Raw genomic sequence first — 25,193 nt, 5'->3', positions numbered from 1 at the left:
AGGCTGTGCCTCAGGGCAGACCCAATACCGATGAATGTGTTTCTGCAAAGCCTGGGGCGAAAGCAGTCTTGTTTACAGAGGTTGCGAAAAATAGCCCTTGAGGGTTTCCGTAAGAATTGATTGAGCGTTCAATACCTCTTGGGTCGGCTCAGGCTGTGAGCTACTAAACTTTTTTCGCGCCCAACTGAAAAAGAAGGGGCCATCAATAATATGTTCATTGTGTTCCGACAAATATAACTTGGTCACGGAAGCATACCTGGGGAAAACGTGAAAATGCAGTTCATGATTGAGCTCGGAAATACGCATTATGTATATTTTTTCAGGAGAAAATAGAGTGTTTAACGCTCGCTCCGTAAATGCTAGCCCACTCATCAGTTCGGCACTTTCCTCTGCGCTTAGTTCTGCAAGTCTTGTTATGTCCCGCTTAAGAGAAATAATCATGTAGCCAGGGATGTCACAGTCCCGGCAATGAGAGATCATGATGTGTTTTCCTGAGTAAATTGTCCGTGCTGACATGACTAACCTTCCGTGTGCCAACCATGGTTAGCGTGTAGGGCCCGCGCCGTTGAGCTCCTGCCGGAGGTCGGCAGAAAAGGGCGCGTGTTCATGATTTCTTCAGGAGATCCTGGCTGATGACTGCCGGAAACTGCGCCGGGAGCAATAGCGTAGACTTGGATGTTGGATTTACTGAATTCGCGTGCCAATGACCTTTTGTGATACCACTGACTTGAGTTTGTAGGGTCGTGAATTTTGTTGGTCAGTTTTTCTCGAATTAACAACTCGGTCAATCATTCAGTTGTAGGAAGTTTCACGGCAGGTTATGGGTGCGGACTTTCGGAGAGTTCTTACGTCGAGATTTGTTATAGGATAATCAGTAAGTTATCAACTGGTGAACAAGGTTGAGTCGTTCGGCGATGTCAAAAAAGTGCATTTTCAGTAGGATTTTGTTACATGTGTTTCTGTTATTTGGTAATGCTTGTAAGCTTAATAATGAATCGCATCTGTAACTGTCCACCGGAACCGGGCGGCCGCGAGGTCACCCGGTTTTTTATGCCCAACACAAATCCAACTGTAGGAGCGAGCCTGCTCGCGATGGACGTCAACGATAACGCGTGTTGTCTGAATGCCCGCGTTGTTCCTGCGTTTTTCGCGAGCAGGCTCGCTCCTACAGGGGGATTGTGTGAGCCGATATTCGTGCGTGCGGAAATCTGACCCGCAGGTTTACAATCGACGCTCCTGATCAGGAGTAATCCCGTGCTGACTCATCTCGATTCCCAAGGTCGCGCCAACATGGTCGACGTCACTGAAAAAGCCGTGACGTTCCGTGAGGCGACCGCTCAAGCGCTGGTGCGCATGCTGCCCGAAACCCTGCAGATGATCGTCAGTGGCGGCCACCCCAAGGGTGATGTGTTTGCCGTGGCACGCATTGCCGGCATCCAGGCGGCGAAGAAAACCAGCGATCTGATTCCCCTGTGCCATCCGCTGATGCTGACCGGCGTCAAGGTCGAGCTCAGTGCCGAAGGCGAGGATTCGGTGCGCATCGTGGCGCGTTGCAAGCTGTCAGGGCAGACCGGCGTCGAGATGGAGGCCCTGACCGCTGCCAGCGTCGCCGCGCTGACGATCTACGACATGTGCAAGGCCGTGGACCGTGGTATGACCATCGAAAGCGTGCGTTTGCTGGAGAAGGTCGGCGGCAAGAGCGGACATTTCCAGGCGGAGCAGTCATGAACGTTACCGTAAAGTTTTTCGCCCGTTATCGTGAAGCGTTGGGTCTGGATTCGGTGAAAGTAGAAGGCAACTTCGCCACCGTCGACGACGTCCGCGCACTGTTGGCCCAACGTGACGGTGCCGAGGTGTTGAGCGAGCAGAACCTGATGTGCGCCCGCAACGAAGACCTGTGCCAGCTCGACGAGCCGGTCAGCGACGGCGATGAAGTGGCGTTCTTTCCGACTGTGACCGGAGGCTGAACCATGGCGATTCGCGTGCAGTCCACGGCGTTCGACCCTGGGGCCGAAGTCAATGCCATGCACGATGCCAATGTCGGCGTGGGTGCAGTGGTGAGTTTTGTCGGCTACGTGCGCGACTTCAATGACGGCCTCGACGTGGCCGGGATGTTCCTCGAACACTATCCCGGCATGACTGAAAAAGCGTTGGGCAAGATCGCCATCGAGGCAGAGCAGCGCTGGCCGCTGCTCAAGCTGGAAGTGCTGCACCGCATCGGCGCCCTGGAGCCGGGCGAGCCGATTGTCTTCGTCGGCGCGGCCAGCGCCCATCGTCAGGCGGCATTCGACGCCTGCGCCTTTGTCATGGATTACCTGAAAACCCGTGCGCCGTTCTGGAAGAAAGAAAACACCAGTGACGGGCCGCGTTGGGTCGAGGGGCGTGACAGTGATCATGCGGCGGCGGATCGCTGGAAGCAGTAGTTTCTGCGGCGTTCTTTAGTCCGTCTTCGCGAGCAAGCCCGCTCCCACAATGGATCTGGTTGAACACAAATTTTGTGTACGACACAGAACCCTGTGGGAGCGGGCTTGCTCGCGAAGGGGACATCCGACTCACCCAATACCTTGCAGAACCACCACCCGACCACCGGCCGGCGCGAGCTGCATTTACCTCATTGACGATGCATACATAAAAGTCCAGTATGGAATTATAAGTACAAAAAAGGTTTCCACCCGTTTCAGCTTTTTCTTCTGTCTTGCCAAACCAACAACAACCGCGAGAAAACGAACATGAAGAAGTTCCCCCTCATTACCGGTCTGGCCCTGAGCCTGTTGGCGTGCAGCTCTGTGTTCGCCGCCGAGAAAACCCTGCGCATCGGTATCGAAGCGGCGTATCCACCGTTCGCCTCGAAAACCGACAAAGGCGAAATCGTCGGTTTCGACTATGACATCGGCAATGCCTTGTGCGCACAGATGAAGGCCAAGTGTGTGTGGGTCGAAGGCGAGTTCGACGGTCTGATTCCTTCCCTGAAGGTGAAGAAAATCGACATGGCGCTGTCGTCCATGACCATCAATGAAGACCGCAAGAAGTCGGTGGACTTCACCCACAAGTACTATTTCACCTCGTCGCGTCTGGTGATGAAGGACGGCGCGGTGGTGGATGACCAGTACGCCAGCCTCAAGGGCAAGACTGTCGGTGTGCAGCGCGCCACCACCACCGACCGTTACGCCTCCGAGGTGTTCGAGCCCAAGGGCATCAACGTCAAGCGCTACAGCAATAACGAAGAAATCTACATGGATCTGGCCGCCGGTCGCCTCGACGCGATTTTTGCCGACACCATTCCACTGAATGACTTCCTGTCGATGCCGCGAGGCAAGGGTTACGCCTTTGTCGGGCCGGAGCTGAAAGATCCGAAATATGTGGGCGAGGGTGCCGGGATTGCCGTGCGCAAGGGCAACACCGAGTTGGTCAGCGAGCTGAACACGGCCATTGATGGCATTCGCGCCAGTGGTGAGTATCAGAAGATTTCGGACAAGTACTTCAAGTCCGACATTTACGGCGACTGATAGTCCGCTTTCGCGAGCAAGCCCGCTCCCACAATGGATCTCTACCAAACACAGATTTTGTGTTCGACGCAGAACCAGTGTGGGAGCGGGCTTGCTCGCGAAGAGGCCAGATCAAGCAATACAAATCTCAGGGCCTAGCCCTTCAATTCCTTCAAATGCTTGTACACCGTCGCCCGGCCCATGTTCAGCACATTGGCCACGTAGTTCGAGGCGCTTTTGCCCTTGAACGCGCCTTCGGCGTGCAACGCCAGCACCAGCTCACGCTTGTGGTCGCGGGTCAGCAGATTCAGGCTCAACTGACGTTCGCGCAGCCAGGCGTGGAGGAAGGTGTTGATCCGCTCCTGCCAGTCATCGCGGAACAGTGCATCCGGTTGCGGGATCAGCTTGGTCGGCGACAGGAACAGGTCCAGGGCGGCCTTGGCATTCTCGAACAGAGAAATATTCAGGTTGATGCACAGCACCGCCAGCGGATGACCTTCGCTGTCCCGTAGCACCGTGCTGAGGCTGCGAATCTTCTGACCATCCCAGTTGAGCTTTTCGTACGGCCCGATATTTCGTTCGCTGACATCGTCGCTGAGCATGTCTTCCAGCGCCGAGTCGTCGCCGATTTCCCGCTTGGACAGGTTGTTGGCGATGTAGTCGACCTTTTGCGTGCGCAGGTCGTGCAGCACCACTTCGGCGTGGGGGAAAAACAACGTGGCGATGGCGTCGGCTATCGCGTGGAAGTTATCCAGGGACGTGTCGTCCAGGGCCGAGTCTTTTTCGGGGGCGTTCATACAGTGGAACTCCAGGCAGCGTCAGCGCCCCATCAAAGGGGCGCTGAAAGTGTGCCGTAATCGTGTGGGCTCGTCACCTGAGGATCAGGATCAGCCAAGGCGGGCAGGGGAGAGCATTTCGGCATTCAGGCCGAAACGGCCGAGCGATTCGGGCAACGCGGCACCGCGCACCAGTGCCGCGCTGGCCTGGCCCATGGCCGGCGAGGTCTGGATGCCATAACCGCCTTGTGCCGCGACCCAGAACAGCCCCGCTACCTGTGGGTCGAAGCCGGACAACAGGTCGCCGTCGCTGACGAAGCTGCGCAGGCCAGCCCAGGTGCGGGTCGGGCGGCGAATGGTCAGGGTCGTGGCTTCTTCGATCTGGTAGATGCCCATGGCGATGTCCAGCTCTTCGGGCTGCACGTCGTGGGGTTCCACCGGGTCGGCGTTGGCCGGCGAGCCGAGGAACATCCCGGCGTCGGGTTTCATGTAGAAGGATTCATCGAGGCTGACCAGCATCGGCCAATGGTGGATGTCCACGCCTTCGGGGCCGGCGAAGATGAACGCGGCACGGCGTTTGGGTTGCAGGCCCAGGGGTTTGGCGCCGGCCAGTTCGCCGATCTTGTCGGCCCAGGCGCCGGCGGCGTTGATGATGATTGGCGCGCTGAACGTCTGGCTGTTGGTCTGAACGTGCCATACACCTTGGCCGTCGCGGCTCAGGCCGACGACTTCGCTGTCGGTATGCACTTCGCCCTGGTTGCGGCGGATACCGCGCAAATAGCCCTGGTGCAGGGCATCGGTGTCAATGTCGCTGGCGGTCGGGTCGTAGATGGCGCCGTGGACCTTTTCCCGGCGCAGGATCGGCACCAGCGCGCAGGCCTCGTCGGCGCCAAGCAATTGCATCTCCGGGACCGTGGTTTTTGCGCTCTGGTATTGCCTGTTAAGTTCGTCCGGGTCGCCGGTCAAGTCCACGGTCATTTCGCCCCGCGGGGTCAGCAGCGGGTGTTCGCAGAAACCGCTGGGCGGGTTGTCGAAAAAGTCCCGGCTGGCCAGGGTCAGCGCCCGTACTTGCGGGGTGCCGTAGGCCGCGGTGTACAGCGCCGCCGAACGGCCGGTGGAGTGATAGGCCGGATGGGATTCGCGTTCGAGCACGATCACGCGGCCGTGCTGCGACAACCAGAAACCTGTGGAAGCACCGGCAATTCCGCCGCCGATGATGATGAAATCTGCCTGGCTCATGAACGTCTCCTGATGGGGCGTAAATGCCTATGGTGAAGAAATTTTCTGTGGGAGCGAGCTTGCTCGCGATTGCGGTCAATCATTCAGCATGGATGTCGACTGACTTGACGCTATCGCGAGCAAGCTCGCTCCCACAGATGAGTGGTGGTGTCAGTGAGATAGGCGATAGATCGCATTGGCCAGCGCAATGTCTTCCAGGCCCAGGCCGATGGAGCGGAAAAACACATGACGGTCGTAGTCGGGGCGCTGCACCTTCTCGCTGAGCAGGTCGGGCAGGTCGCCGACAATCGCGCCCTTGTCCCAGCTGTGCCGTTCGGCGGCGATCAGCATTTCACCGGCCGAGCCCGGGGTGGTCAGACGATAGTCGCAGAACACCTGCATGTCGTTGAGGCTCTGCGGCGGCACTTCGTGGGCACGCGGCGCATTGGTGCTGATGGAGGTGATCAACGCCGGTTTGCGCAAGCTCGACGGATCGATCACCGGACCGGCGGACGAGGTGCAGAGCATGATCACGTCGGCATCCTGAACGGCAGCTTCGCGGCTGTCGACGATGTTCAGGCGTGGCTCGATGTTTTTCAGCAGGCTCACGGTTTCGGCATCTTCGTTAAGGCTAGGCGAGTACAGGCTGATGCTCTGCCAGTCGCGCAAGCCTTTCACATAGTGCAGGTGCGCCTGGGCCACTTTACCGCTGCCGATGATGGCCAGGCGATTGGCTGTGAGTGGCGCGAGGGCGTCGACCGCCACGGCGGTGGTGGCCGCCGTGCGCGCGGTGGTCAGTTCTCCGGCATCGCACAACAACAGCGGCTGGCCGGTCTGCATCGACATCAGCAGCGTCCATGCAGTCACCAATGGCCCCTGTTCACGGACGATGTACGGTGACGTCTTGATCCCGTACACGCCGTCTTCAGCCAACACGCCCAGGTAGTTGATGAAATCGCCGGCGCCCTGTGGAAACTCCACCAGTTGCTGCGCCGGTTGTACGGCCTGCCCGGCGGCCAGCTCGCGGAACAGTTTGCGCAGGATCTGCGGTACATCGACCTGCGCCAGTAGCTCGCGAGCCTGGGCTTGGGGGATCACTTGGGGCGTGCTGGACATGGTCGGCTCCGGAGTTTGAATTAAACTAATTTGTCTATTATGGACTTTTAGTTATCGCGAGCAAGCTCCTGTTGAAAAAAAGCCGGGCGAAAAAAAAGCGCAGTCCGTTTCCGGCTGCGCTTGTCTTTTCAGCGTCGCTTAATGAGGACGCTTGCGCTCAACCGCCCGCAACAGATGCGTCGGTGGCGTTTCACAGCTGATCTTGCGCCCCAGCTTTTCCTCGATGGACGGTAACTGGTAGGAGTCGTCTTCACCGGCAAAGCTGATGGACACACCGTCGGCACCCGCACGACCGGTACGACCGATGCGGTGCACGTAGTCGTCCGGCACTTCCGGCAGGGTGAAGTTGATCACGTGGCTGATGCCGTCGATGTGGATACCGCGACCGGCGACATCGGTGGCGACCAGTACGCGGATCTTGCCTTCGCGGAAGCCTTCGAGGGTCTTGATGCGCTTGTGCTGCGGCACGTCGCCGGACAGTTGCGCGGCGTTGATGCCGTCGCGCACCAGGCGTTCTTCGATGCGCCGCACTTCATCCTTGCGGTTGGCGAAGACAATGACCCGCTCCCAACCATTGTCGTTGACCAGGTTGTAGAGCAGCTTGTACTTGTCGGCACCGGCCACCGCGTAGATGTGCTGCTCGACGTTTTCGTTGGCAACGTTCTGCGATTCGATCTCGACGATCGACGGATCGGTGGTCCATTGCTTGGCCAGGTTCATCACGTCTTCGGTGAAGGTCGCGGAGAACAGCAGCGTCTGGCGCTCGGACTTCGGCGGCGTCTGGCGAATGATCTGGCGCACTTGCGGGATGAAGCCCATGTCGAGCATGCGGTCGGCTTCGTCCAGCACCATCACTTCGACCATGTCCAGATGCACGTCGCCGCGCTGGTTGAAGTCCAGCAGGCGGCCCGGCGTGGCCACGAGGATGTCGCAGTGGCGGGCTTCGAGGTGCTTGAGCTGCTTGTCGAAGTCCATGCCACCGACGAACGTCATGACGTTGAGGCCGGTGTACTTGGTCAGGTCGGCGGCGTCCTTGGCGATCTGCACCACCAGTTCGCGGGTCGGCGCGATGATCAGTGCCCGTGGCTCACCCATGTAGCGCTCTTTCGGCGGCGGGGTCTGCAGCAACTGGGTGATGATCGAGATCAGGAACGCAGCGGTCTTGCCGGTACCGGTCTGGGCGCGGCCGATGGCGTCTTTGCCCGCGAGGGTGAAGCCCAGCACCTGTGCCTGGATCGGCGTGCAATACGGGAAGCCCAGGTCCTGGATGGCGTGCATCAGTTCAGGGGCGAGTTTGAAATCGTGGAAGCGGGTCTTGCCTTCCTGGGGTTCGACGACGAAGTCTTCGAGTTTCCATGGGATGACCGGTGCCTTGGGCTTGGGTTCGCGGCGCGGTTTGGCGGGTTTCGGCGTGTCGCTGCGCGGCTGCTCCGGGGCTGTGATCGCCGCAGGCTGGGCGTCTTCTACGGTCTTCGGCTCGTGCTTGGGTGCAGTCGTGGTGGCGGTCCGTTCAGACTGATTGCCGTCGGTGCGGTGGCCGGGAGCGTGAGACGGAGCGCTGGGGACTGGCGCGAGTTGCTCAGTCTCGCTTTTACCGAACATTTTCTTGAGTGCTTTGAGCACGGTCATCTCATCAATTGGTTAAGGAATGTACGCCGGGCAGTGTAATGCAAGAATCGGGCGCGGCGTAGTGGGATGGATCAAAGGGCGCTTTTAAACAGAAATGCTTAACGCAAGCACTCGGCGAGCCAGACGCCGATGTCGCGAATTTCTTCGGGTAACACTTCGTGACCCATTGGGTATTCCTGCCATGTCACGGTGACACCACGCAGCTTCAAATGCTCGTAGGCGCTGCGCCCCATCGAGTTTTGCACCACATCGTCGTACTGGCCGTGCAGGCACAGCACTGGAATGCGCTGCTGGCTGGCGGACATTTCCAGTTGGTCACTGAAGGTCGGTGCATAAGTGGAGAGGGCGAGTACGCCACCCAGTGGTCCCTGCCATTTCAGAAACGCGGTGTGGAGCACCACCGCACCACCCTGTGAAAAACCTGCCAGGAAAATCCGCGAGGCGTCTATTCCGCTGGCCTTCTGCGTTTCGATCAGTTCGATGATCCAGTTGGCAGATTCTTCCAATTGCTCGCGGTTGATCGCGCGCGCGGGGCTCATGGCCAATATGTCGTACCAGCTCGGCATCTCGTATCCGCCATTGATGGTGACGGCGCGGCTCGGCGCCTGGGGCAAAACAACGCGGGTGCTCAACAGGGTTTCCTGCAGGGCTTCGGCCACTGGCAGGAAGTCGTAGCGATCGGCACCCAGGCCGTGCAGCCAGATAACGCAGGCATCTGCGGTCTTGACGGGTTCAAGAATCAAGGGGTTGGTCATGGCTGCTCCAAAATTGTGCGTGCGCTCTCATTGAGTGCTAAGGCTGAGTGCGTGTCTGGTTGATCAGTTACGAAGATGTCGCAAGGTTACAAGTTTTGCTATTGACCTGCAGCTGAACCGCTTCGGAGAGCAGTGTGGTACGGGCTTTGCTATGGCGAAGTCTGTATGAAAAATCCCACGCCTGTCGGTAACACTATCAGGCCAAGGTTATTAGTGGGATTGAAAAGAATCCGGTGATGGATGTTCGCCAAAGGCCGATATGGGGCTTCGCGAACGTGAAAGGGCTACAGCCCGTTCGGCCGACTGGTGAGAGTGAGTTTTCCATGACGTGGATTTTCTCCTACTAGACTCATAGCTAACGTCTTACGTCGGTTGACCCCCAAAACAAGCCAACACGGGTCGACTACGCCTCAAAAGGGTGCGACAGGACTCACGCTCCGACACAACAAGAGCAAAACTGGAGGTTTGAATGAAGATGTTGAAATCCACCCTGGCTATCGTGACTGCAGCCGCAGTACTCGGTGTCAGCGGGTTTGCCCAGGCGGGCGCAACCCTGGATGCAGTGATGAAGAAAGGTTTCGTGCAGTGTGGCGTCAGCGATGGCTTGCCAGGCTTCTCGGTTCCGGATTCCACCGGCAAGATCGTGGGTATCGATGCTGACTACTGCCGTGCAGTAGCGGCGGCAGTCTTCGGCGACGCGACCAAGGTCAAGTTCAGCCAGTTGAACGCCAAGGAGCGCTTCACCGCGCTGCAGTCCGGCGAAATCGACATTCTGTCGCGCAACACCACCATGACCAGCTCCCGTGACGCGGGCATGGGCCTGAAATTCCCGGGCTTCATTACCTACTACGACGGTATCGGCTTCCTGGTAAACAACAAGCTGGGCGTCAAGAGCGCCAAGGAACTGGACGGTGCAACCATCTGCATCCAGGCCGGTACCACTACCGAGCTGAACGTTTCCGACTACTTCCGCGGCAACGGCCTGAAGTACACCCCGATCACCTTCGACACCTCCGATGAAAGCGCCAAGTCGCTGGAATCCGGTCGTTGCGACGTTCTGACCTCCGACAAGTCCCAGCTGTTCGCCCAGCGCAGCAAGCTGGCTTCGCCGAAGGATTACGTGGTTCTGCCGGAAACCATTTCCAAGGAACCTCTGGGCCCGGTCGTGCGTAACGGCGACGACGAGTGGCTGGCCATCGTGCGCTGGACTGGCTACGCCATGCTCAACGCTGAAGAGGCCGGCATCACTTCGAAGAACGTCGAAGCCGAAGCCAAGGGCACCAAGAACCCTGACGTTGCCCGTCTGCTGGGTACCGACGGTGAATACGGCAAAGACCTGAAAGTGAAGAAAGACTGGGTCGTGCAGATCATCAAGCAAGTCGGCAACTACGGCGAAGTGTTCGAGAAAAACCTCGGCAAGAGCACTCCGCTGGAAATCGACCGCGGGCTGAACGCTCTGTGGAACGCTGGCGGCATTCAATACGCACCACCAGTGCGCTGATGGTTCTATCACCCGGTGGGCCAACCACCGGGTGATGTTCTGTTCCATTATTTCCGGGGCACTTCATGCAAAATTCAATCGGCGCACCAAAGCAGAGGCTCAGCCTCAGCGATCCACGCGTGCGTGCTTGGGTATTCCAGATCATCACGATTATCGCGGTGGTCTCGCTGGGCTGGTATCTGTTCGATAACACCCAGACCAACCTGCAACACCGGGGCATCACCTCCGGTTTCGACTTTCTGGAGCGCAGTGCCGGTTTCGGCATCGCTCAACACCTGATCGACTACACCGAAGCGGACACATACGCCCGGGTGTTTGTCATTGGTCTGCTCAACACCTTGCTGGTGACCTTCATCGGCGTGATCCTGGCGACGATCCTGGGTTTCATCGTGGGTGTGGCGCGGCTGTCGAAGAACTGGATCATCGCCAAGCTGGCGACGGTATATGTGGAAGTCTTCCGCAACATTCCGCCGCTGCTGCAGATCCTGTTCTGGTACTTCGCGGTGTTCCTGACCATGCCGGGGCCGCGCAACAGTCATAACTTCGGCGACACCTTCTTCGTCAGCAGCCGTGGCCTGAACATGCCGGCCGCGTTGATGGCGGACGGCTTCTGGCCGTTTATGACCAGTGTTGTAGTCGCCATCGTCGCCATCGTGCTGATGAGCCGCTGGGCCACCAAGCGCTTCGAAGCCACCGGTGTGCCGTTCCACAAGTTCTGGGTTGGCCTGGCGATGTTCCTGGTCATCCCTGCGCTGTGTGCGCTGATTTTCGGTGCACCGGTGCACTGGGAAATGCCGAAGCTGCAAGGCTTCAACTTCGTCGGCGGCTGGGTGTTGATCCCGGAACTGCTGGCGCTGACGCTGGCTTTGACCGTGTACACCGCGGCGTTCATCGCCGAGATCGTGCGCTCTGGCATCAAGTCGGTCAGCCACGGCCAGACCGAAGCGGCGCATTCCCTCGGCCTGCGCAACGGTCCGACCCTGCGCAAGGTGATCATCCCGCAAGCCCTGCGCGTGATCATCCCGCCGCTGACCAGCCAATACCTGAACCTGGCGAAGAACTCCTCGCTGGCGGCCGGTATCGGTTATCCGGAAATGGTCTCGCTGTTTGCCGGGACCGTGCTCAACCAGACCGGCCAGGCGATCGAGGTGATTGCCATCACCATGAGCGTGTACCTGGCGATCAGTATCAGCATTTCCCTGCTGATGAACTGGTACAACAAGCGCATTGCGCTGATCGAGCGGTAAGGAAAAGCGCATGAGTACTCATACTTTCAAACCCGACATGCCACCGCCGGCCAAGGTCTTCGGCCCGATGGCGTGGATGCGCGCGAACATGTTCTCCAGCTGGCTCAACACCCTGCTGACCCTGTTTGCGTTCTACCTCATCTACCTGGTGGTACCGCCGATCCTGCAGTGGGCGATCCTTGACGCCAACTGGGTCGGCACCAGCCAGGCCGACTGCACGAAGGAGGGCGCCTGCTGGGTGTTCATCCAACAGCGCTTCGGCCAGTTCATGTACGGCTACTACCCGCCGGTACTGCGCTGGCGCGTGGACCTGACGGTGTGGCTGGCGATTGTCGGCGTGGCGCCGTTGTTCATCTCGCGCTTTCACCATAAGGCGGTGTACGGGCTGAGCTTCCTGGTGCTGTACCCGATCATTGCCTGGTGTCTGCTGCATGGCGGCGTATTGGGTCTGGACGCCGTGGCGACCAGCCAGTGGGGTGGCCTGATGCTGACCCTGGTGATTGCCACCGTCGGCATCGCCGGTGCGTTGCCGCTGGGGATCGTCCTGGCGCTGGGCCGTCGTTCGAACATGCCGGCGATTCGCGTGGTCTGCGTGACCTTCATCGAGTTCTGGCGCGGCGTGCCGTTGATCACGGTGCTGTTCATGTCCTCGGTGATGCTGCCGTTGTTCCTGCCGGAAGGCATGAACTTCGACAAGCTGCTGCGGGCGCTGATCGGCGTGATCCTGTTCCAGTCGGCCTACGTGGCCGAAGTGGTGCGCGGTGGTCTGCAAGCAATTCCCAAGGGACAGTACGAAGCGGCGGCGGCGATGGGCCTGGGTTACTGGCGCAGCATGGGTCTGGTGATTCTGCCGCAGGCCCTGAAACTGGTGATCCCCGGCATCGTCAACACCTTCATTGCGCTGTTCAAGGATACGAGCCTGGTGATCATCATCGGCCTGTTCGACCTGCTCAACAGCGTCAAGCAAGCCGCCGCCGACCCGAAATGGCTGGGCATGGCCACCGAAGGCTATGTGTTCGCCGCCCTGGTGTTCTGGATTTTCTGTTTTGGTATGTCGCGCTATTCCATGCATCTGGAACGCAAGCTCGACACTGGCCACAAGCGCTAAGTCGCTACCTAATTTAGGAAGTTTTGTGATGAGCGAAGCAATCAAACAGCCTGTGAGCCCTGAAGGCATTATTCAGATGCAGGGCGTGAACAAGTGGTACGGTCAGTTTCACGTACTCAAGGACATCAACCTCAACGTCAAGCAGGGCGAGCGTATCGTGCTGTGCGGCCCGTCGGGTTCCGGAAAATCCACCACCATCCGCTGCCTCAACCGCCTGGAAGAGCACCAGCAGGGCCGCATCGTGGTCGATGGCGTGGAGCTGACCAACGACCTCAAGCAGATCGAAGCGATCCGCCGTGAAGTCGGCATGGTGTTCCAGCACTTCAACCTGTTCCCGCACCTGACCATCTTGCAGAACTGCACCCTGGCGCCGATGTGGGTGCGCAAGATGCCCAAGCGCAAGGCCGAGGAAATTGCCATGCACTACCTGGAACGCGTACGCATTCCGGAGCAGGCGCACAAGTACCCGGGGCAACTGTCCGGCGGTCAGCAACAGCGTGTGGCGATCGCTCGCGCGCTGTGCATGAAGCCGAAGATCATGCTGTTCGACGAACCGACCTCGGCACTCGATCCGGAGATGGTGAAAGAGGTGCTGGACACCATGATCGGCCTGGCCGAAGACGGCATGACCATGCTCTGCGTGACCCATGAAATGGGCTTCGCGCGTACCGTGGCCAACCGCGTGATCTTCATGGACAAGGGCGAAATCGTCGAACAGGCTGCGCCGAACGACTTCTTCGACAAGCCGCAGAACGAGCGCACCAAGCTGTTCCTGAGCCAGATCCTGCATTGATCAACCCCAGGCACTGAAATAAACCCGGACTGAGTTCCGGGTTTATTTTTGCCTGCGGAAAACTCATACCCCTGTAGGAGCGAGCTTGCTCGCGATGGACTGGAGAGCGCCGCGGGGTACCTGCCAACCAGCGTTATCGTTGACGACCATCGCGAGCAAGCTCGCTCCTACAAGGGGGGCTGTTGCCGTTCTGGGATATGTTGACTAACATGTCAGAAAATTCATCCTATGATTGGATGAAAGGGCGAATTCCATGTCAGAAATTTCTCCGTTAGTGAAACGATCCCTGGTCGATCAGGCCCTGGATCAGTTGCGCCTGCGCATCAACCAGGGCACTTGGGTCGTGGGCCAGCGCTTGCCCACCGAGCCTGAGTTGTCCGCCGAGCTGGGCATCAGTCGCAACACCGTGCGCGAAGCCATGCGCGTGTTGGCGTTTTCCGGGTTGATCGAAATCCGTCAGGGCGACGGCAGTTACCTGCGGGCGGTGGTCGATCCGCTCGATACTTTGAAGGCGCTGTCCCGTTGTTCTCTTGAGCAGGCCCGGGAAACCCGGCACATCCTCGAAGTCGAGGCCATTGGCCTGGCGGCAGTGCGCCGAACCGATGAAGACCTGGTGGCATTGCACGAGGCCCTGAGTGTCAGCGGCAGCCACTATCACGGCGATCTCGACACCTACATCGCCTGCGACCTGGTGTTTCACCGCCGGTTGGTAGACGCCGCACACAACCCGACCCTCAGCGAGTTGTATCGCTATTTCTCCAGCGTCGTCGGCGCCCAATTGCGCCAGATCCTGAACATCGTCCCGCGCCGTCAGGAAGTGTTCGACCTGCACATCGCGTTGCTCGATGCCGTCGAGCAACGCGACCCGGAACGAGCCAAAGCCCTGTCGAGGCAGTTGATCAATGAACCTTGAAACCGAGAAGTCCATGCACCGCAGTGAGTTATCCACAGCCCCCAAACGTTCGGCCGAGCTGGAAGAGTTGCTGATCGATGCCGAGGCCGATGACGAACAGGTCCAGCAAGCTCACCCGGTTCTGCACCGGCCCTGGCTGTTGCTACTGGGCCTGATTCTGGTGGCGCTGAACCTGCGTCCGGCGCTGTCGAGCATGGCGCCGATGCTCAGCGAGGTCTCGAAGTCCCTTGGCTTGTCGGCGTCCGCGGCGGGGTTGCTGACCACGTTGCCGGTGCTTTGCCTTGGCCTGTTTGCGCCGTTGGCACCCGTGCTGGCGCGGCGATTTGGTGCGGAGCGGGTGGTGCTGGGCATTCTTCTGACCTTGGCGGGCGGGATCATCCTGCGCAGTTCGTTCGGTGAAATCGGTCTGTTTGCCGGCAGTGTGCTGGCCGGTGCCAGCATCGGCGTGATTGGCGTGTTGCTGCCGGGCATCGTCAAGCGCGACTTCCCGAAACAGGCCGGGACCATGACCGGTGTCTACACCATGGCCCTGTGCCTGGGCGCGGCGATGGCGGCGGGTGCGACCGTGCCGCTGAGTGAACACTTCGACAAAAATTGGGCGATAGGCCTCGGCTTCTGGGTCATTCCGGCATTAGCGGCCGCGCTGTTCTGGTTGCCGCAAGTCGGCCAGAAACACGGCGCGCACAACGTCGCCTACCGGGTTCGCGGATTGCTGCGCGATCCGCTGGCCTGGCAAGTGACCTTGTACATGGGCCTGCAATCGTCCCTGGCCTACATCGTGTTCGGCTGGTTGCCGTCGATCCTGATCGGGCGCGGCCTGACTCCGACCCAGGCCGGTCTGGTGCTGTCGGGTTCGGTGATCGTTCAACTGGTCAGCTCCCTCGCCGCGCCATGGCTGGCGACGCGCGGCAAGGATCAGCGCCTGGCGATTGTGATCGTGATGGCCCTGACCCTCGGCGGTCTGTTCGGTTGCCTGTACGCCCCGATTGAAGGTCTGTGGGGCTGGGCGATCGTGCTGGGGTTGGGGCAGGGCGCCACGTTCAGCCTGGCATTGACCCTGATCGTGCTGCGCTCGCGGGACTCCCACGTTGCGGCGAACCTGTCGAGCATGGCCCAGGGCTTCGGTTACACCCTGGCGTCCATGGGACCGTTCGCGGTCGGCATCGTGCATGACTGGACCGGCGGCTGGACGGCCGTGGGCTGGATCTTCGGTGTCATCGGCCTTGGTGCGATCCTCGCCGGCCTGGGGGCCGGACGTGCGTTGTACGTGCAGGTCGAAAGCGAAAAGGTCTGATTCCCGCACACTGTCGGTATTCGTCTTGCGAATGCCGATAGTGTTCGACCCGTTTGCAGACTATCGTGCAGGCAATCTTTCGATACCCATTGCACAACAGGGAGTCTGCCCATGAGTGAAGTCCACAGCGCCTTGATCACCCGTTTCTACCAGGCCTTCCAGCGTCTCGACGGTGAGGCGATGGCTGCCTGCTACACCGATGACGTGGTGTTCAGTGACCCGGCGTTCGGCGAGCTTCGTGGTCGTGATGCTGGCGATATGTGGTGCATGCTCACCACCCGCGCCAAGGATTTCTCCCTGACCTTCGATCATGTCCGTGCCGATGATCGTATCGGTAGCGCCCATTGGGTCGCGACCTATCTGTTCAGCCAGACTGGCAATACCGTGGTCAATGACATCCAGGCACGCTTTGTCTTTCGCGATGGCAAGATCTGCGAGCATCACGACAGTTTCGACCTGTGGACATGGTCACGTCAGGCCCTGGGTTTCAAAGGCCTGCTGCTGGGCTGGACGCCACTTGTTCGCAACGCCGTTCGCTCACAGGCCCTGAAGGGGCTGAAGGCATTCCAGGCCAGTCGCTGATAAGATCGCGGCTTGTTTTCCTTCAAGCCCTGATCGTTACGTGACCACCCTCAGCGAAAGCCCTGTCGACGCCGACACCCCCGCGAGCAAAACCTGGTTCGTCTACCTCGTTCGCGCGGCCAACGGTTCGCTCTATTGTGGGATCAGCGATGATCCCGTACGTCGCTTCGCCAAGCATCAAAGCGGCAAGGGCGCGCGATTCTTTCTTTCCAGCCCGGCCATGGCCCTGGTCTACACCGAACGCTGTCGCGACAAAAGCGATGCATTGCGTCAGGAGCGGCTGATCAAGAAACTCAAGAAGAGCGCCAAGGAATGCCTGGTGGCGAGCGCAGCGAGCGCCGCCCCTGGCTTATCACTCTGACTGATCGGTTCCCATCAGGCAGATCTGTAGGCTGCCAGGTGATTGCGCGCTAAGCTGCGGACTCCTGATCCTTGCGGCGGAGCCGAGCATGTCCGAGTTGATTCTGCATCATTACCCGACGTCCCCCTTTGCCGAGAAGGCCCGCCTGTTGCTGGGCTTCAAGGGCTTGTCCTGGCGCTCGGTGAAGATCTCGCCAGTGATGCCAAAACCGGATCTCACGGCGTTGACCGGTGGCTACCGCAAGACACCGGTGTTGCAGGTCGGTGCCGATATCTATTGCGACACGGCATTGATTGCCCGGCGACTGGAGCAGGAAAAGGCCTTGCCGGCGTTCTTCCCGGAAGGTCAGGAAATGATCGTCGCGTCCTTTGCCGCCTGGGCTGATTCGGTGGTGTTCCAGCATGCGGTGAGCCTGGTGTTCCAGCCGGAATCGATTGCCGTGCGTTTCGGTAATTTACCGCAGGAAGCGATCAAGGCGTTCCTGGCCGACCGCGCCGGTTTGTTCAGTGGTGGTAGCGCGACAAAACTGTCTACCGAACAGGCGAAGCACCAGTGGCCGACGATCATGTCGCGTCTGGAGCTGCAGTTGCAGCGCGAGGAGGGTGACTACCTGTTTGGCGAGCCGTCGATTGCCGACTTCGCCCTGGCTCATTGCCTCTGGTTCCTCAAGGCCACGCCGGTGACGGCTCCGCTGGTCGAAGCTTATCCGGCAGTCAATGCATGGCATACGCGGGTGTTGGGCTTCGGTCATGGCGCATCCAGCGAGATGAGTTCCGAGGAGGCTTTGGCAGTGGCGCGCACGTCCACGCCAGCGGCTTTGCCGGATGAGCAATTCGTCGATCCCAACGGGTTCACGGTGGGTCAGCAGGTGGTCATCGCGGCCACAGACTATGGTGTTGATCCGGTCGCGGGAGAGCTGCTGTTTGCCGGCCGCGAAGAACTGATTGTACGGCGCGAGGACGAGCGCGGCGGTGTGGTGCATGTGCACTTCCCGCGGTTCGGTTTCCGGATAGAAGCCTGCTGAAAAAACTTTGTGGGAGCGAGCTTGCTCGCGATGGCGGACTGACATTCGACAAAATTGTTGGCTGTGTTGGCCTCATCGCGAGCAAGCTCGCTCCCACAGTTACTTCAACGCTGCCAGAATCGCATCCGGGTCATACCCGCGAATCAGCGTCCCGTTCACATCGATGATCGGAATGCCCCCACCGCCCAGCGCCTGATAGTCCTCGCGCGCGGCAGCATCCTTCTCGATGTCGAACTCCTTGTACGCAATGCCTTTCTGATCGAGGAAGCGCCGGGTCAGCTTGCAGTAACCACACCATTCGGTGGCGTAGAGCACAACGTTGGCCTTGGCCTGCGTCTGCGCCGACACCACTTGCGATGGATTGAACACCCGCTCGATCTTGCCCCAGTTCTGATAGGCCACGACCACCAGCAGGATCAGCAGGAATTTCTTCAGCACGCCGCCGAGCATCAGTTGCGACGCTTCAGCTGATCGGTGAGTGAAGTGGGCAGGCCCTTGATGATCAACGTGCCGGCTTCCTCGTCGTACTCGATCTTCGAGCCCAGCAGGTGTGCTTCGAAACTGATCGACAGGCCTTCGGCGCGACCAGTGAATCGGCGGAACTGGTTCAGGGTGCGTTTATCGGCCGGGATTTCCGGCGAGAGGCCGTAATCCTTGTTGCGGATGTGATCGTAGAAAGCCTTCGGGCGTTCTTCGTCGATCAGCCCCGACAACTCTTCCAGGCCCATCGGCTCACCGAGCTTGGCCTGGCTACTGGCGTAATCCACCAGGGTCTTGGTCTTCTCGCGGGCGTCGTCTTCCGGCAGGTCTTCGCTTTCAACGAAATCACTGAAGGCCTTGAGCAGGGTGCGGGTTTCACCCGGACCGTCGACGCCTTCCTGGCAGCCAATGAAGTCGCGGAAGTACTCCGAAACCTTTTTGCCGTTCTTGCCTTTGATGAACGAAATGTACTGCTTGGACTGTTTGTTGTTCTGCCACTCGGAAACGTTGATCCGCGCCGCCAGGTGCAACTGGCCAAGGTCGAGGTGGCGGGATGGGGTCACGTCCAGTTCGTCGGTTACGGCCACACCTTCACTGTGGTGCAGCAGGGCAATGGCCAGGTAGTCGGTCATGCCTTGCTGATAGTGTGCGAACAGCACGTGGCCGCCGACCGACAGGTTCGATTCCTCCATCAGTTTCTGCAGATGCTCGACCGCCACGCGGCTGAACGCAGTGAAATCCTGACCGCCCTCGAGGTACTCCTTCAGCCAGCCGCTGAACGGGAACGCGCCGGATTCCGGATGGAACAGGCCCCAGGCTTTACCCTGTTTGGCGTTATAGCTTTCGTTGAGGTCGGCGAGCATGTTCTCGATGGCCGCAGACTCAGCCAGTTCAGAGTCGCGGGCGTGGAGAACTGCAGGTGTGCCGTCGGGTTTTTTGTCGATCAGGTGGACGATGCAATGACGGATCGGCATGGGCTTCTCGGCTGAATGAAGAGAGGAGGGCGCGCTCCCCCGAAAAAGCGCCCAGTGTACCGCAACCACTGGTTTTGGCGCGGTGCGAAGGCCAATTCCCGGGCGACCGGCGGCGCTTATGCGATTTTTTCCCGATTTAGAGCAATAAAGCTGACCAAATGGGTAGCTGGAGGCGGATATTTCCCCGTCTCTGTGCTAGTTTTGCCCGGTCTTGCGCGAAGTCACTGCGTTAAGCCTGCAGTCAGCTTTTGTCAGGTCGAACCAAACCCTGATTTCGGTATCTATAACCCCGATCCCGAGGTTATTTCGCCGAGGGTGCCAGATCCAGAAGATCGGGCTCGATGGCTGACATTGCACTCTGCAATCCATATGAATTTGATAGGGAAGGAACACTACATGGCTCTTACTAAAGACCAACTGATCGCCGACATCGCTGAAGCTATCGACGCGCCGAAAACCACCGCGCGTAACGCTCTGGACCAACTGGGCCAAATCGTTGCCGATCAGCTGGAAAACGGCGGCGAAATCACTCTGCCGGGTATCGGCAAGCTGAAAGTGACTGAGCGCCCTGCCCGTACTGGCCGTAACCCTTCGACTGGCGCTGCCATCGAAATCGCTGCCAAGAAAGTGATCAAGCTGGTTGTGGCCAAAGGCCTGACCGACGCTGTTAACAAGTAAGACTTGTTAAAAAAAACCGTGCACCGGAGCGATCCGGGCACGGTTTTTTTGTGGGCGCTGTAACGGTTTACGCAAAGTAAATTGTTGGAATAATCCCTTTGTTTGAAAGCAGTTGTTACCCGCGCACCTGATAGGGATAGCCGTTTCCGCTGAATAGCACATTTCTCTCTGTATAAAACGAACGTTCCTACAGAACTGATAGTTGAGTGTGCGCCTTGGGTCGGTAGTATCAATAAGGCGTAGCGCTTGGCTTCGCGTAATAAGCTAAACCAAATTTCAGTTGTTGGTTACAGGGACGTTTTTATGAAAGTTAAACAGTTGTTGATGTGCGTATCGTTTCTGGTGTCCGGCCAGGCTTTGGCAAATGTTACCGAGTACTGCCCGAGTCCTTCTGACATCAAGGAGTTGGCAGCCGGTATCTATAAAGCCCCGACAGCAAGTGGCGACGGAGAATGGTACGGCGTTTCGCAAACCGGGCGTGGGCCAATAGGCGAGTTCGAGTTGGCGATATTCGCGCCTCGCGTAGCAGCCGAGAGAGGCACTGTTGCCGGTGAGATTCTGCGTTGTGGTTACAAACTGCAAAATGGAGGCGATCTGGATATGAGGTACAAGCGAGAGGGAACTATTGTAAGTATTGATACCAGTGGACCATGGGAGCAATGGTATGGTCAGTATTACTGCGAAAGCAAAGAGGCGCGAGCTTGTGCGTTCACAGAGAATGTTCGTACAAAACGTTAAAGCGAAGATATCCAAACTTTCCTGTTATCGAAGTTGCAGGAAAGTTGTCAGGCAGTTGGTGGTTACAGATCTGAGCGTCACTGTTAATCGCTAGGTCTGTTAAAAGCCGTGTACAGGAGTCATCCGGGCACGGCTTTTTTGTGCGTCTGGCTTTTTACTCGGCTGTAGCTTTCGACCATCGTGCCTGACGCCAGGCCTGTTGCTGCGCTTTGGTCTGGAAGGTCCAGGCGACGAAGCGGCTCTGCTTTTGGCCTTGGCCCATTTCGACCACTTGGCTGTCCAAAGCACCGACCTTTTTCAAGGCGGTCTGGATCGCCGGCAGGTTCGACGCCTTCGACACCAGTGTGCTGAACCACAGCACTTGTTGCGCCACTTGTACGCTCTCGCTGACCAGTTGCGTGACGAAGCGCACCTCCCCACCTTCACACCATAATTCCGCTGCTTGCCCGCCGAAGTTTAACACCGGCAGCTTGCGCTTCGGATCGGCTTTGCCCAGGGCGCGCCATTTGCGTGTGCTGCCCCGTGTGGCCTCGTCCAGCGAGGCATGGAACGGCGGATTGCACATCGTCAGGTCAAAGCGCTCTGCGCTCTCCAGCAGGCCAGTGAGGATCTGCTTGGGGTTGTTCTGCTGACGTACCTGGATCGCTTTGTTCAGGCCATTGGATTGAATGATGGCCTTCGCCGCGGCGATGGCGGTCGCATCGATATCGGAACCGAGGAACTGCCAGCGATAGTCGCTGTAACCGATCAGCGGATACACGCAGTTGGCGCCCATGCCGATGTCCAGCACCTTCACGGCGGCGCCACGGGGGATCACACCGTCATTGCCACTGGCCAGCAGGTCGGCGAGGAAGTGCACGTAATCGGCGCGGCCGGGCACCGGTGGGCACAGGTAGTCGGCCGGAATGTCCCAGTGAGCGATGCCATAGAACGATTTGAGCAGCGCCCGGTTGAACACCCGCACGGCTTCAGGGCTGGCGAAGTCGATGCTTTCCTTGCCGTACGGATTGATGATCACGAATTTCTTCAATTCCGGAGCGCTTTTGATCAGCGTCGGAAAGTCGTAGCGACCCTGATGGCGATTGCGCGGGTGCAGGCTGGCCTTTTCCTTCGGGGCGACGGCCGTGGCCGGAGTCTTCGGGGCAGGCTTTTTGCGCGCAGGCTTGGGGGAGCGGGGGGCGGTCATGGCGGTGGTCGATTCGGGTATGGCTAAAAGTGGCGGGCATTGTCCCACATCTGTGGGGCAACACCGATCAAATGTGGGAGCGGGCTTGCTCGCGAAAGCGGACTTTCAGTCGATATTTATATCGAGTGTTATGGCCTCTTCGCGAGCAAGCCCGCTCCCACAGGAGATCTTCATTGGATGTAAGAAAGTGACAGGCATAAAAAAGGGAGGCCGCATGGGCCTCCCTCTTTCATTGCGATCTGCCGTTACAAACTGGCAATCCGCGCATGCTGCTCGGCCAGCTTGCCCAGGGCCTGTTCGGCCTCGGCCAGTTTGGCGCGTTCTTTCTCGATGACTTCAGCCGGTGCCTTGTCAACGAAACCGGCGTTGGACAGCTTGCCGCCGACTCGTTGCACTTCACCTTGCAGACGCTGGATTTCCTTGTCCAGACGCGCCAGTTCCGCACCTTTGTCGATCAAGCCGGCCATTGGCACCAGCACTTCCATCTCGCCGACCAGCGCGGTGGCGGACAGCGGTGCTTCTTCGCCAGCAGCCAGTACGGTGATCGATTCCAGGCGCGCCAGCTTCTTCAGCAGGGCTTCGTTCTCGGTCAGGCGACGCTGATCCTCGGCGCTGACGTTCTTCAGGAACAGCGGCAGGGGTTTGCCCGGGCCGATGTTCATTTCGCCACGGATGTTACGAGTGCCAAGCATCAGGCCCTTGAGCCATTCGATGTCATCTTCGGCCGCCTGATCGATGCGTGTTTCGTTGGCCACTGGCCAAGGTTGCAGCATGATCGTCTTGCCTTCGATACCGGCCAGCGGCGCGATACGCTGCCAGATTTCTTCGGTGATGAACGGCATGAACGGGTGCGCCAGGCGCAGGGCGACTTCCAGTACGCGAACCAGGGTGCGACGGGTGCCGCGCTGGCGTTCGACCGGTGCGTTTTCGTCCCACAGCACAGGCTTGGACAGTTCCAGGTACCAGTCGCAATACTGGTTCCAGATGAACTCGTACAAGGCCTGTGCTGCCAGGTCGAAACGGAACTGGTCAAGCTGGCGGGTCACTTCGGCTTCGGTGCGCTGCAGCTGCGAAATGATCCAGCGGTCAGCCAGGGACAGCTCAAAGGCTTCGCCGTTCTGGCCGCAGTCTTCGCCCTTGTCCAGTACGTAGCGCGCCGCGTTCCAGATCTTGTTGCAGAAGTTGCGATAGCCTTCGACGCGGCCCATGTCGAACTTGATGTCACGACCGGTGGACGCCAGCGAGCAGAAGGTGAAGCGCAGGGCGTCGGTGCCGTAGCTGGCGATGCCTTCGGCGAACTCGTCACGGGTCTGCTTCTCGATCTTCTTCGCCAGTTTCGGCTGCATCATGCCGGAGGTGCGTTTCTGCACCAGGGCTTCGAGCTCGATGCCGTCGATGATGTCCAGTGGGTCCAGGACGTTGCCCTTGGACTTGGACATCTTCTGGCCCTGGCCATCGCGCACCAGGCCGTGGACGTAGACGGTCTTGAACGGAACCTGCGGGGTGCCGTCTTCGTTTTTCACCAAATGCATGGTGAGCATGATCATCCGGGCTACCCAGAAGAAAATGATGTCGAAGCCGGTTACCAAGACGTCGGTGGAGTGGAATTTCTTCAGGAACTCGGTTTTTTCCGGCCAGCCGAGGGTGGAGAACGTCCACAGGCCCGAGCTGAACCAGGTGTCGAGAACGTCATTGTCCTGTTGCAGCGCAACGTCCGGGCCGATGCTGTGCTTGGCCCGCACTTCGGCTTCGTCGCGACCGACGTAGACCTTGCCCGACTCGTCGTACCAGGCCGGAATCCGGTGGCCCCACCACAGCTGACGGCTGATGCACCAGTCCTGGATGTCGCGCATCCACGAGAAATACATGTTTTCGTACTGTTTCGGCACGAACTGGATACGGCCGTCTTCAACGGCGGCAATCGCAGGCTCGGCCAACGGCTTGGTGGACACGTACCACTGGTCGGTCAGCCAAGGCTCGATGACGGTGCCGGAGCGGTCGCCTTTCGGCACCTTCAGGGCGTGATCGTCAACGCTGACCAACAGGCCGGCGGCGTCGAACGCGGCCACGATCTGCTTGCGCGCTTCGAAGCGGTCGAGACCGGCGTATTCGGCCGGGATCTTGCCGTCGATGGTTTCGTTCAGCGTGCCGTCGAGGTTGAACACCTGGCAAGCCGGCAGGACCGATGCGTTCTTGTCGAAGATGTTCAGCAGCGGCAGGTTGTGACGCTTGCCGACTTCATAGTCGTTGAAGTCGTGGGCCGGGGTGATTTTCACGCAGCCGGTGCCGAATTCAGGGTCGCAATAATCGTCGGCGATGATCGGGATGCGGCGGCCAACCAGTGGCAGCTCGACAAATTTGCCGATCAGGGCTTTGTAGCGTTCATCGTTCGGGTTAACGGCCACGGCGGAGTCGCCGAGCATGGTTTCCGGGCGAGTGGTCGCGACGATCAGGAAGTCGTTGCCTTCAGCGGTCTTGGCGCCGTCGGCCAGCGGGTATTTCAGGTTCCACAGGAAACCTTTCTCGTCGTGGTTTTCCACTTCGAGGTCGGAAATCGCCGTGTGCAGCTTGGTGTCCCAGTTGACCAGGCGCTTGCCGCGGTAGATCAGGCCGTCTTCGTGCAGGCGGACGAAAGCCTCTTTAACGGCCTCCGAGAGGCCGTCGTCCATGGTGAAGCGCTCGCGGCTCCAATCTACGGACGAACCGAGACGACGGATCTGACGGCTGATGTTGCCACCGGACTCATCTTTCCACTCCCAGACTTTCTCGAGGAATTTCTCGCGGCCCAGGTCATGGCGGCTCTGGCCCTTGGCTTCGAGCTGACGCTCCACCAACATCTGCGTGGCGATACCGGCGTGGTCGGTGCCCGGCTGCCACAGGGTGTTGCGACCCTGCATGCGGCGGAAACGGATCAGGGCGTCCATGATCGCGTTGTTGAAGCCGTGACCCATGTGCAGGCTGCCGGTGACGTTCGGCGGCGGGATCATGATGGTGTAGGACTCGCCCGCGCCTTGCGGGGCGAAGTAATTCTCTGACTCCCAGGTGTTGTACCAGGAAGTTTCAATGGCGTGCGGCTGGTAGGTCTTATCCATGCGCGGCGGGACCCTATTGGCATTTATTCAGGAAAAGCCGGGAAGTATAGCGGGGATGAGCCCATGCGCGTAGAGCGAGGTGACAATGGGTGGGGGAAAAGTTGTGGTTTTTCGGGGAGTGTTTTGTCTGCAATGACGCCATCGCGGGCAAGCCACGCTCCCACAGGATCAGTGTCGATCACAAAATAGTGGTTCGACAAAAAAACTGTGGGAGCGGCGGTGCGGCGATCCGACTTGCCCGCG

General features: G+C 59.1%; 25 protein-coding genes. 15 read left to right on the top strand and 10 right to left on the bottom strand.

All coding sequences use genetic code 11. The features are described 5' to 3' along the window. Positions 1–72: 72 nt before the first annotated feature. Positions 73–516: an HIT domain-containing protein gene (locus PspS34_RS22955; protein ID WP_154860481.1), complete on the bottom strand. Its 444-nt coding sequence runs from the start codon at positions 514–516 to the stop codon at positions 73–75. A 738-nt stretch (positions 517–1,254) separates the two neighbouring features. Here PspS34_RS22955 and moaC point away from each other — a divergent pair. The 4 genes from moaC to PspS34_RS22935 all read left to right on the top strand — a co-directional run bounded on the left by moaC (position 1,255) and on the right by PspS34_RS22935 (position 3,506). Continuing rightward, positions 1,255–1,728: a cyclic pyranopterin monophosphate synthase MoaC gene (gene moaC / locus PspS34_RS22950; RefSeq protein WP_057713392.1), complete on the top strand. Its 474-nt coding sequence runs from the start codon at positions 1,255–1,257 to the stop codon at positions 1,726–1,728. After that, positions 1,725–1,967 (top strand): molybdopterin converting factor subunit 1, encoded by a 243-nt coding sequence (gene moaD, locus PspS34_RS22945; RefSeq protein WP_057713393.1) that lies wholly within the window; start codon positions 1,725–1,727, stop codon positions 1,965–1,967. Before moaC ends, moaD begins: the two co-directional genes overlap by 4 nt. A 3-nt stretch (positions 1,968–1,970) precedes the next feature. Further along, positions 1,971–2,423: a molybdopterin synthase catalytic subunit MoaE gene (gene moaE, locus PspS34_RS22940; RefSeq protein WP_007989960.1), complete on the top strand. Its 453-nt coding sequence runs from the start codon at positions 1,971–1,973 to the stop codon at positions 2,421–2,423. 306 nt (positions 2,424–2,729) lie between these two features. Then, on the top strand, positions 2,730–3,506 hold the full coding sequence (locus PspS34_RS22935; protein ID WP_150814303.1) for an ABC transporter substrate-binding protein: 777 nt from the start codon (positions 2,730–2,732) through the stop codon (positions 3,504–3,506). 134 nt (positions 3,507–3,640) lie between these two features. Here PspS34_RS22935 and PspS34_RS22930 read toward each other — a convergent pair whose 3' ends face one another. The 5 genes from PspS34_RS22930 to PspS34_RS22910 all read right to left on the bottom strand — a co-directional run bounded on the left by PspS34_RS22930 (position 3,641) and on the right by PspS34_RS22910 (position 8,979). After that, positions 3,641–4,282 carry a PAS domain-containing protein gene (locus PspS34_RS22930; RefSeq protein ID WP_007972668.1) on the bottom strand — a complete coding sequence of 214 codons (642 nt, stop codon included), beginning with the start codon at positions 4,280–4,282 and terminating at the stop codon, positions 3,641–3,643. A gap of 90 nt (positions 4,283–4,372) precedes the next feature. Next, positions 4,373–5,500 (bottom strand): FAD-binding oxidoreductase, encoded by a 1,128-nt coding sequence (locus PspS34_RS22925; RefSeq protein ID WP_090457579.1) that lies wholly within the window; start codon positions 5,498–5,500, stop codon positions 4,373–4,375. A 150-nt stretch (positions 5,501–5,650) separates the two neighbouring features. Beyond that, complete coding sequence (locus tag PspS34_RS22920) at positions 5,651–6,595, bottom strand: ornithine cyclodeaminase family protein (protein WP_154860479.1); 945 nt, start codon at positions 6,593–6,595, stop codon at positions 5,651–5,653. 138 nt (positions 6,596–6,733) lie between these two features. Then, positions 6,734–8,224 (bottom strand): ATP-dependent RNA helicase RhlB, encoded by a 1,491-nt coding sequence (rhlB, locus tag PspS34_RS22915; RefSeq protein WP_090457577.1) that lies wholly within the window; start codon positions 8,222–8,224, stop codon positions 6,734–6,736. A gap of 98 nt (positions 8,225–8,322) precedes the next feature. After that, on the bottom strand, positions 8,323–8,979 hold the full coding sequence (locus tag PspS34_RS22910) for an alpha/beta fold hydrolase (protein WP_154860478.1): 657 nt from the start codon (positions 8,977–8,979) through the stop codon (positions 8,323–8,325). 469 nt (positions 8,980–9,448) lie between these two features. On the opposite strand from PspS34_RS22910, the gene PspS34_RS22905 reads away from it, so the two are divergent. The 9 genes from PspS34_RS22905 (at position 9,449) to PspS34_RS22865 (ending at position 17,802) form a co-directional block, all read left to right on the top strand. Continuing rightward, positions 9,449–10,480, top strand: coding sequence for an amino acid ABC transporter substrate-binding protein (locus PspS34_RS22905; RefSeq protein WP_008018591.1), 1,032 nt, complete (start codon positions 9,449–9,451; stop codon positions 10,478–10,480). A gap of 65 nt (positions 10,481–10,545) precedes the next feature. Beyond that, positions 10,546–11,727 (top strand): amino acid ABC transporter permease, encoded by a 1,182-nt coding sequence (locus PspS34_RS22900; RefSeq protein ID WP_057713400.1) that lies wholly within the window; start codon positions 10,546–10,548, stop codon positions 11,725–11,727. Between the two features lie 10 nt (positions 11,728–11,737). Beyond that, the gene (locus PspS34_RS22895; protein WP_057713401.1) at positions 11,738–12,835 is read left to right on the top strand and encodes an amino acid ABC transporter permease; all 1,098 of its coding nucleotides are present in this window, start codon (positions 11,738–11,740) and stop codon (positions 12,833–12,835) included. 28 nt (positions 12,836–12,863) lie between these two features. Beyond that, complete coding sequence (locus PspS34_RS22890; protein WP_007989979.1) at positions 12,864–13,628, top strand: amino acid ABC transporter ATP-binding protein; 765 nt, start codon at positions 12,864–12,866, stop codon at positions 13,626–13,628. Positions 13,629–13,881: 253 nt separating this feature from the next. Further along, positions 13,882–14,541, top strand: coding sequence for a FadR/GntR family transcriptional regulator (locus PspS34_RS22885; protein WP_154860477.1), 660 nt, complete (start codon positions 13,882–13,884; stop codon positions 14,539–14,541). Next, complete coding sequence (locus PspS34_RS22880) at positions 14,531–15,835, top strand: CynX/NimT family MFS transporter (RefSeq protein ID WP_154860476.1); 1,305 nt, start codon at positions 14,531–14,533, stop codon at positions 15,833–15,835. The genes PspS34_RS22885 and PspS34_RS22880 overlap by 11 nt, the downstream gene beginning before the upstream one ends. 111 nt (positions 15,836–15,946) lie before the next feature. Then, entirely contained in the window at positions 15,947–16,417 is a 471-nt protein-coding gene (locus tag PspS34_RS22875) for a nuclear transport factor 2 family protein (protein WP_057713404.1), read from the top strand. 40 nt (positions 16,418–16,457) lie between these two features. Beyond that, on the top strand, positions 16,458–16,778 hold the full coding sequence (locus PspS34_RS22870) for a GIY-YIG nuclease family protein (RefSeq protein WP_102671038.1): 321 nt from the start codon (positions 16,458–16,460) through the stop codon (positions 16,776–16,778). Positions 16,779–16,866: 88 nt separating this feature from the next. Next, positions 16,867–17,802: a glutathione S-transferase family protein gene (locus PspS34_RS22865; protein ID WP_150814310.1), complete on the top strand. Its 936-nt coding sequence runs from the start codon at positions 16,867–16,869 to the stop codon at positions 17,800–17,802. A gap of 99 nt (positions 17,803–17,901) precedes the next feature. On the opposite strand, the gene PspS34_RS22860 is transcribed toward PspS34_RS22865, so the two are convergent. Then, the gene (locus PspS34_RS22860; RefSeq protein ID WP_057713407.1) at positions 17,902–18,252 is read right to left on the bottom strand and encodes a glutaredoxin family protein; all 351 of its coding nucleotides are present in this window, start codon (positions 18,250–18,252) and stop codon (positions 17,902–17,904) included. Beyond that, positions 18,252–19,256: a nucleoid-associated protein YejK gene (gene yejK / locus PspS34_RS22855; protein WP_008018580.1), complete on the bottom strand. Its 1,005-nt coding sequence runs from the start codon at positions 19,254–19,256 to the stop codon at positions 18,252–18,254. Before yejK ends, PspS34_RS22860 begins: the two co-directional genes overlap by 1 nt. A gap of 396 nt (positions 19,257–19,652) precedes the next feature. Between yejK and PspS34_RS22850 the strand changes: the two genes are divergently transcribed. Together PspS34_RS22850 and PspS34_RS22845 are read left to right on the top strand one after the other, a co-directional pair. Next, entirely contained in the window at positions 19,653–19,934 is a 282-nt protein-coding gene (locus PspS34_RS22850) for an HU family DNA-binding protein (RefSeq protein ID WP_007905514.1), read from the top strand. Positions 19,935–20,237: 303 nt separating this feature from the next. Further along, a complete protein-coding gene (locus PspS34_RS22845; protein ID WP_150814313.1) occupies positions 20,238–20,672 on the top strand; it encodes a DUF3757 domain-containing protein in 435 nt (144 codons plus the stop codon). Between the two features lie 154 nt (positions 20,673–20,826). On the opposite strand, the gene rlmF is transcribed toward PspS34_RS22845, so the two are convergent. Both rlmF and PspS34_RS22835 read right to left on the bottom strand, forming a co-directional pair. Beyond that, positions 20,827–21,858, bottom strand: coding sequence for a 23S rRNA (adenine(1618)-N(6))-methyltransferase RlmF (gene rlmF, locus PspS34_RS22840; protein WP_154860475.1), 1,032 nt, complete (start codon positions 21,856–21,858; stop codon positions 20,827–20,829). 245 nt (positions 21,859–22,103) lie between these two features. Beyond that, positions 22,104–24,950, bottom strand: a complete 2,847-nt coding sequence (locus PspS34_RS22835) for a valine--tRNA ligase (RefSeq protein WP_102672256.1) — start codon at positions 24,948–24,950, stop codon at positions 22,104–22,106. Positions 24,951–25,193: the final 243 nt, after the last annotated feature.

The organism is Pseudomonas sp. S34, from assembly GCF_009866745.1.
In the GTDB taxonomy this organism is placed as follows: domain Bacteria; phylum Pseudomonadota; class Gammaproteobacteria; order Pseudomonadales; family Pseudomonadaceae; genus Aquipseudomonas; species Aquipseudomonas jessenii.
This window is presented reverse-complemented; position numbering and strand designations above follow the sequence as displayed.

Coding starts and splice junctions, on each gene's coding strand:
- PspS34_RS22955 (WP_154860481.1), bottom strand. CDS start 516: ATGTCAGCACGGACAATTTACTCAGGAAAACACATCATGATCTCTCAT.
- moaD (WP_057713393.1), top strand. CDS start 1,725: ATGAACGTTACCGTAAAGTTTTTCGCCCGTTATCGTGAAGCGTTGGGT.
- moaE (WP_007989960.1), top strand. CDS start 1,971: ATGGCGATTCGCGTGCAGTCCACGGCGTTCGACCCTGGGGCCGAAGTC.
- PspS34_RS22935 (WP_150814303.1), top strand. CDS start 2,730: ATGAAGAAGTTCCCCCTCATTACCGGTCTGGCCCTGAGCCTGTTGGCG.
- PspS34_RS22930 (WP_007972668.1), bottom strand. CDS start 4,282: ATGAACGCCCCCGAAAAAGACTCGGCCCTGGACGACACGTCCCTGGAT.
- PspS34_RS22925 (WP_090457579.1), bottom strand. CDS start 5,500: ATGAGCCAGGCAGATTTCATCATCATCGGCGGCGGAATTGCCGGTGCT.
- PspS34_RS22920 (WP_154860479.1), bottom strand. CDS start 6,595: ATGTCCAGCACGCCCCAAGTGATCCCCCAAGCCCAGGCTCGCGAGCTA.
- rhlB (WP_090457577.1), bottom strand. CDS start 8,224: ATGACCGTGCTCAAAGCACTCAAGAAAATGTTCGGTAAAAGCGAGACT.
- PspS34_RS22910 (WP_154860478.1), bottom strand. CDS start 8,979: ATGACCAACCCCTTGATTCTTGAACCCGTCAAGACCGCAGATGCCTGC.
- PspS34_RS22905 (WP_008018591.1), top strand. CDS start 9,449: ATGAAGATGTTGAAATCCACCCTGGCTATCGTGACTGCAGCCGCAGTA.
- PspS34_RS22900 (WP_057713400.1), top strand. CDS start 10,546: ATGCAAAATTCAATCGGCGCACCAAAGCAGAGGCTCAGCCTCAGCGAT.
- PspS34_RS22895 (WP_057713401.1), top strand. CDS start 11,738: ATGAGTACTCATACTTTCAAACCCGACATGCCACCGCCGGCCAAGGTC.
- PspS34_RS22890 (WP_007989979.1), top strand. CDS start 12,864: ATGAGCGAAGCAATCAAACAGCCTGTGAGCCCTGAAGGCATTATTCAG.
- PspS34_RS22885 (WP_154860477.1), top strand. CDS start 13,882: ATGTCAGAAATTTCTCCGTTAGTGAAACGATCCCTGGTCGATCAGGCC.
- PspS34_RS22880 (WP_154860476.1), top strand. CDS start 14,531: ATGAACCTTGAAACCGAGAAGTCCATGCACCGCAGTGAGTTATCCACA.
- PspS34_RS22875 (WP_057713404.1), top strand. CDS start 15,947: ATGAGTGAAGTCCACAGCGCCTTGATCACCCGTTTCTACCAGGCCTTC.
- PspS34_RS22865 (WP_150814310.1), top strand. CDS start 16,867: ATGTCCGAGTTGATTCTGCATCATTACCCGACGTCCCCCTTTGCCGAG.
- PspS34_RS22860 (WP_057713407.1), bottom strand. CDS start 18,252: ATGCTCGGCGGCGTGCTGAAGAAATTCCTGCTGATCCTGCTGGTGGTC.
- yejK (WP_008018580.1), bottom strand. CDS start 19,256: ATGCCGATCCGTCATTGCATCGTCCACCTGATCGACAAAAAACCCGAC.
- PspS34_RS22850 (WP_007905514.1), top strand. CDS start 19,653: ATGGCTCTTACTAAAGACCAACTGATCGCCGACATCGCTGAAGCTATC.
- PspS34_RS22845 (WP_150814313.1), top strand. CDS start 20,238: ATGAAAGTTAAACAGTTGTTGATGTGCGTATCGTTTCTGGTGTCCGGC.
- rlmF (WP_154860475.1), bottom strand. CDS start 21,858: ATGACCGCCCCCCGCTCCCCCAAGCCTGCGCGCAAAAAGCCTGCCCCG.
- PspS34_RS22835 (WP_102672256.1), bottom strand. CDS start 24,950: ATGGATAAGACCTACCAGCCGCACGCCATTGAAACTTCCTGGTACAAC.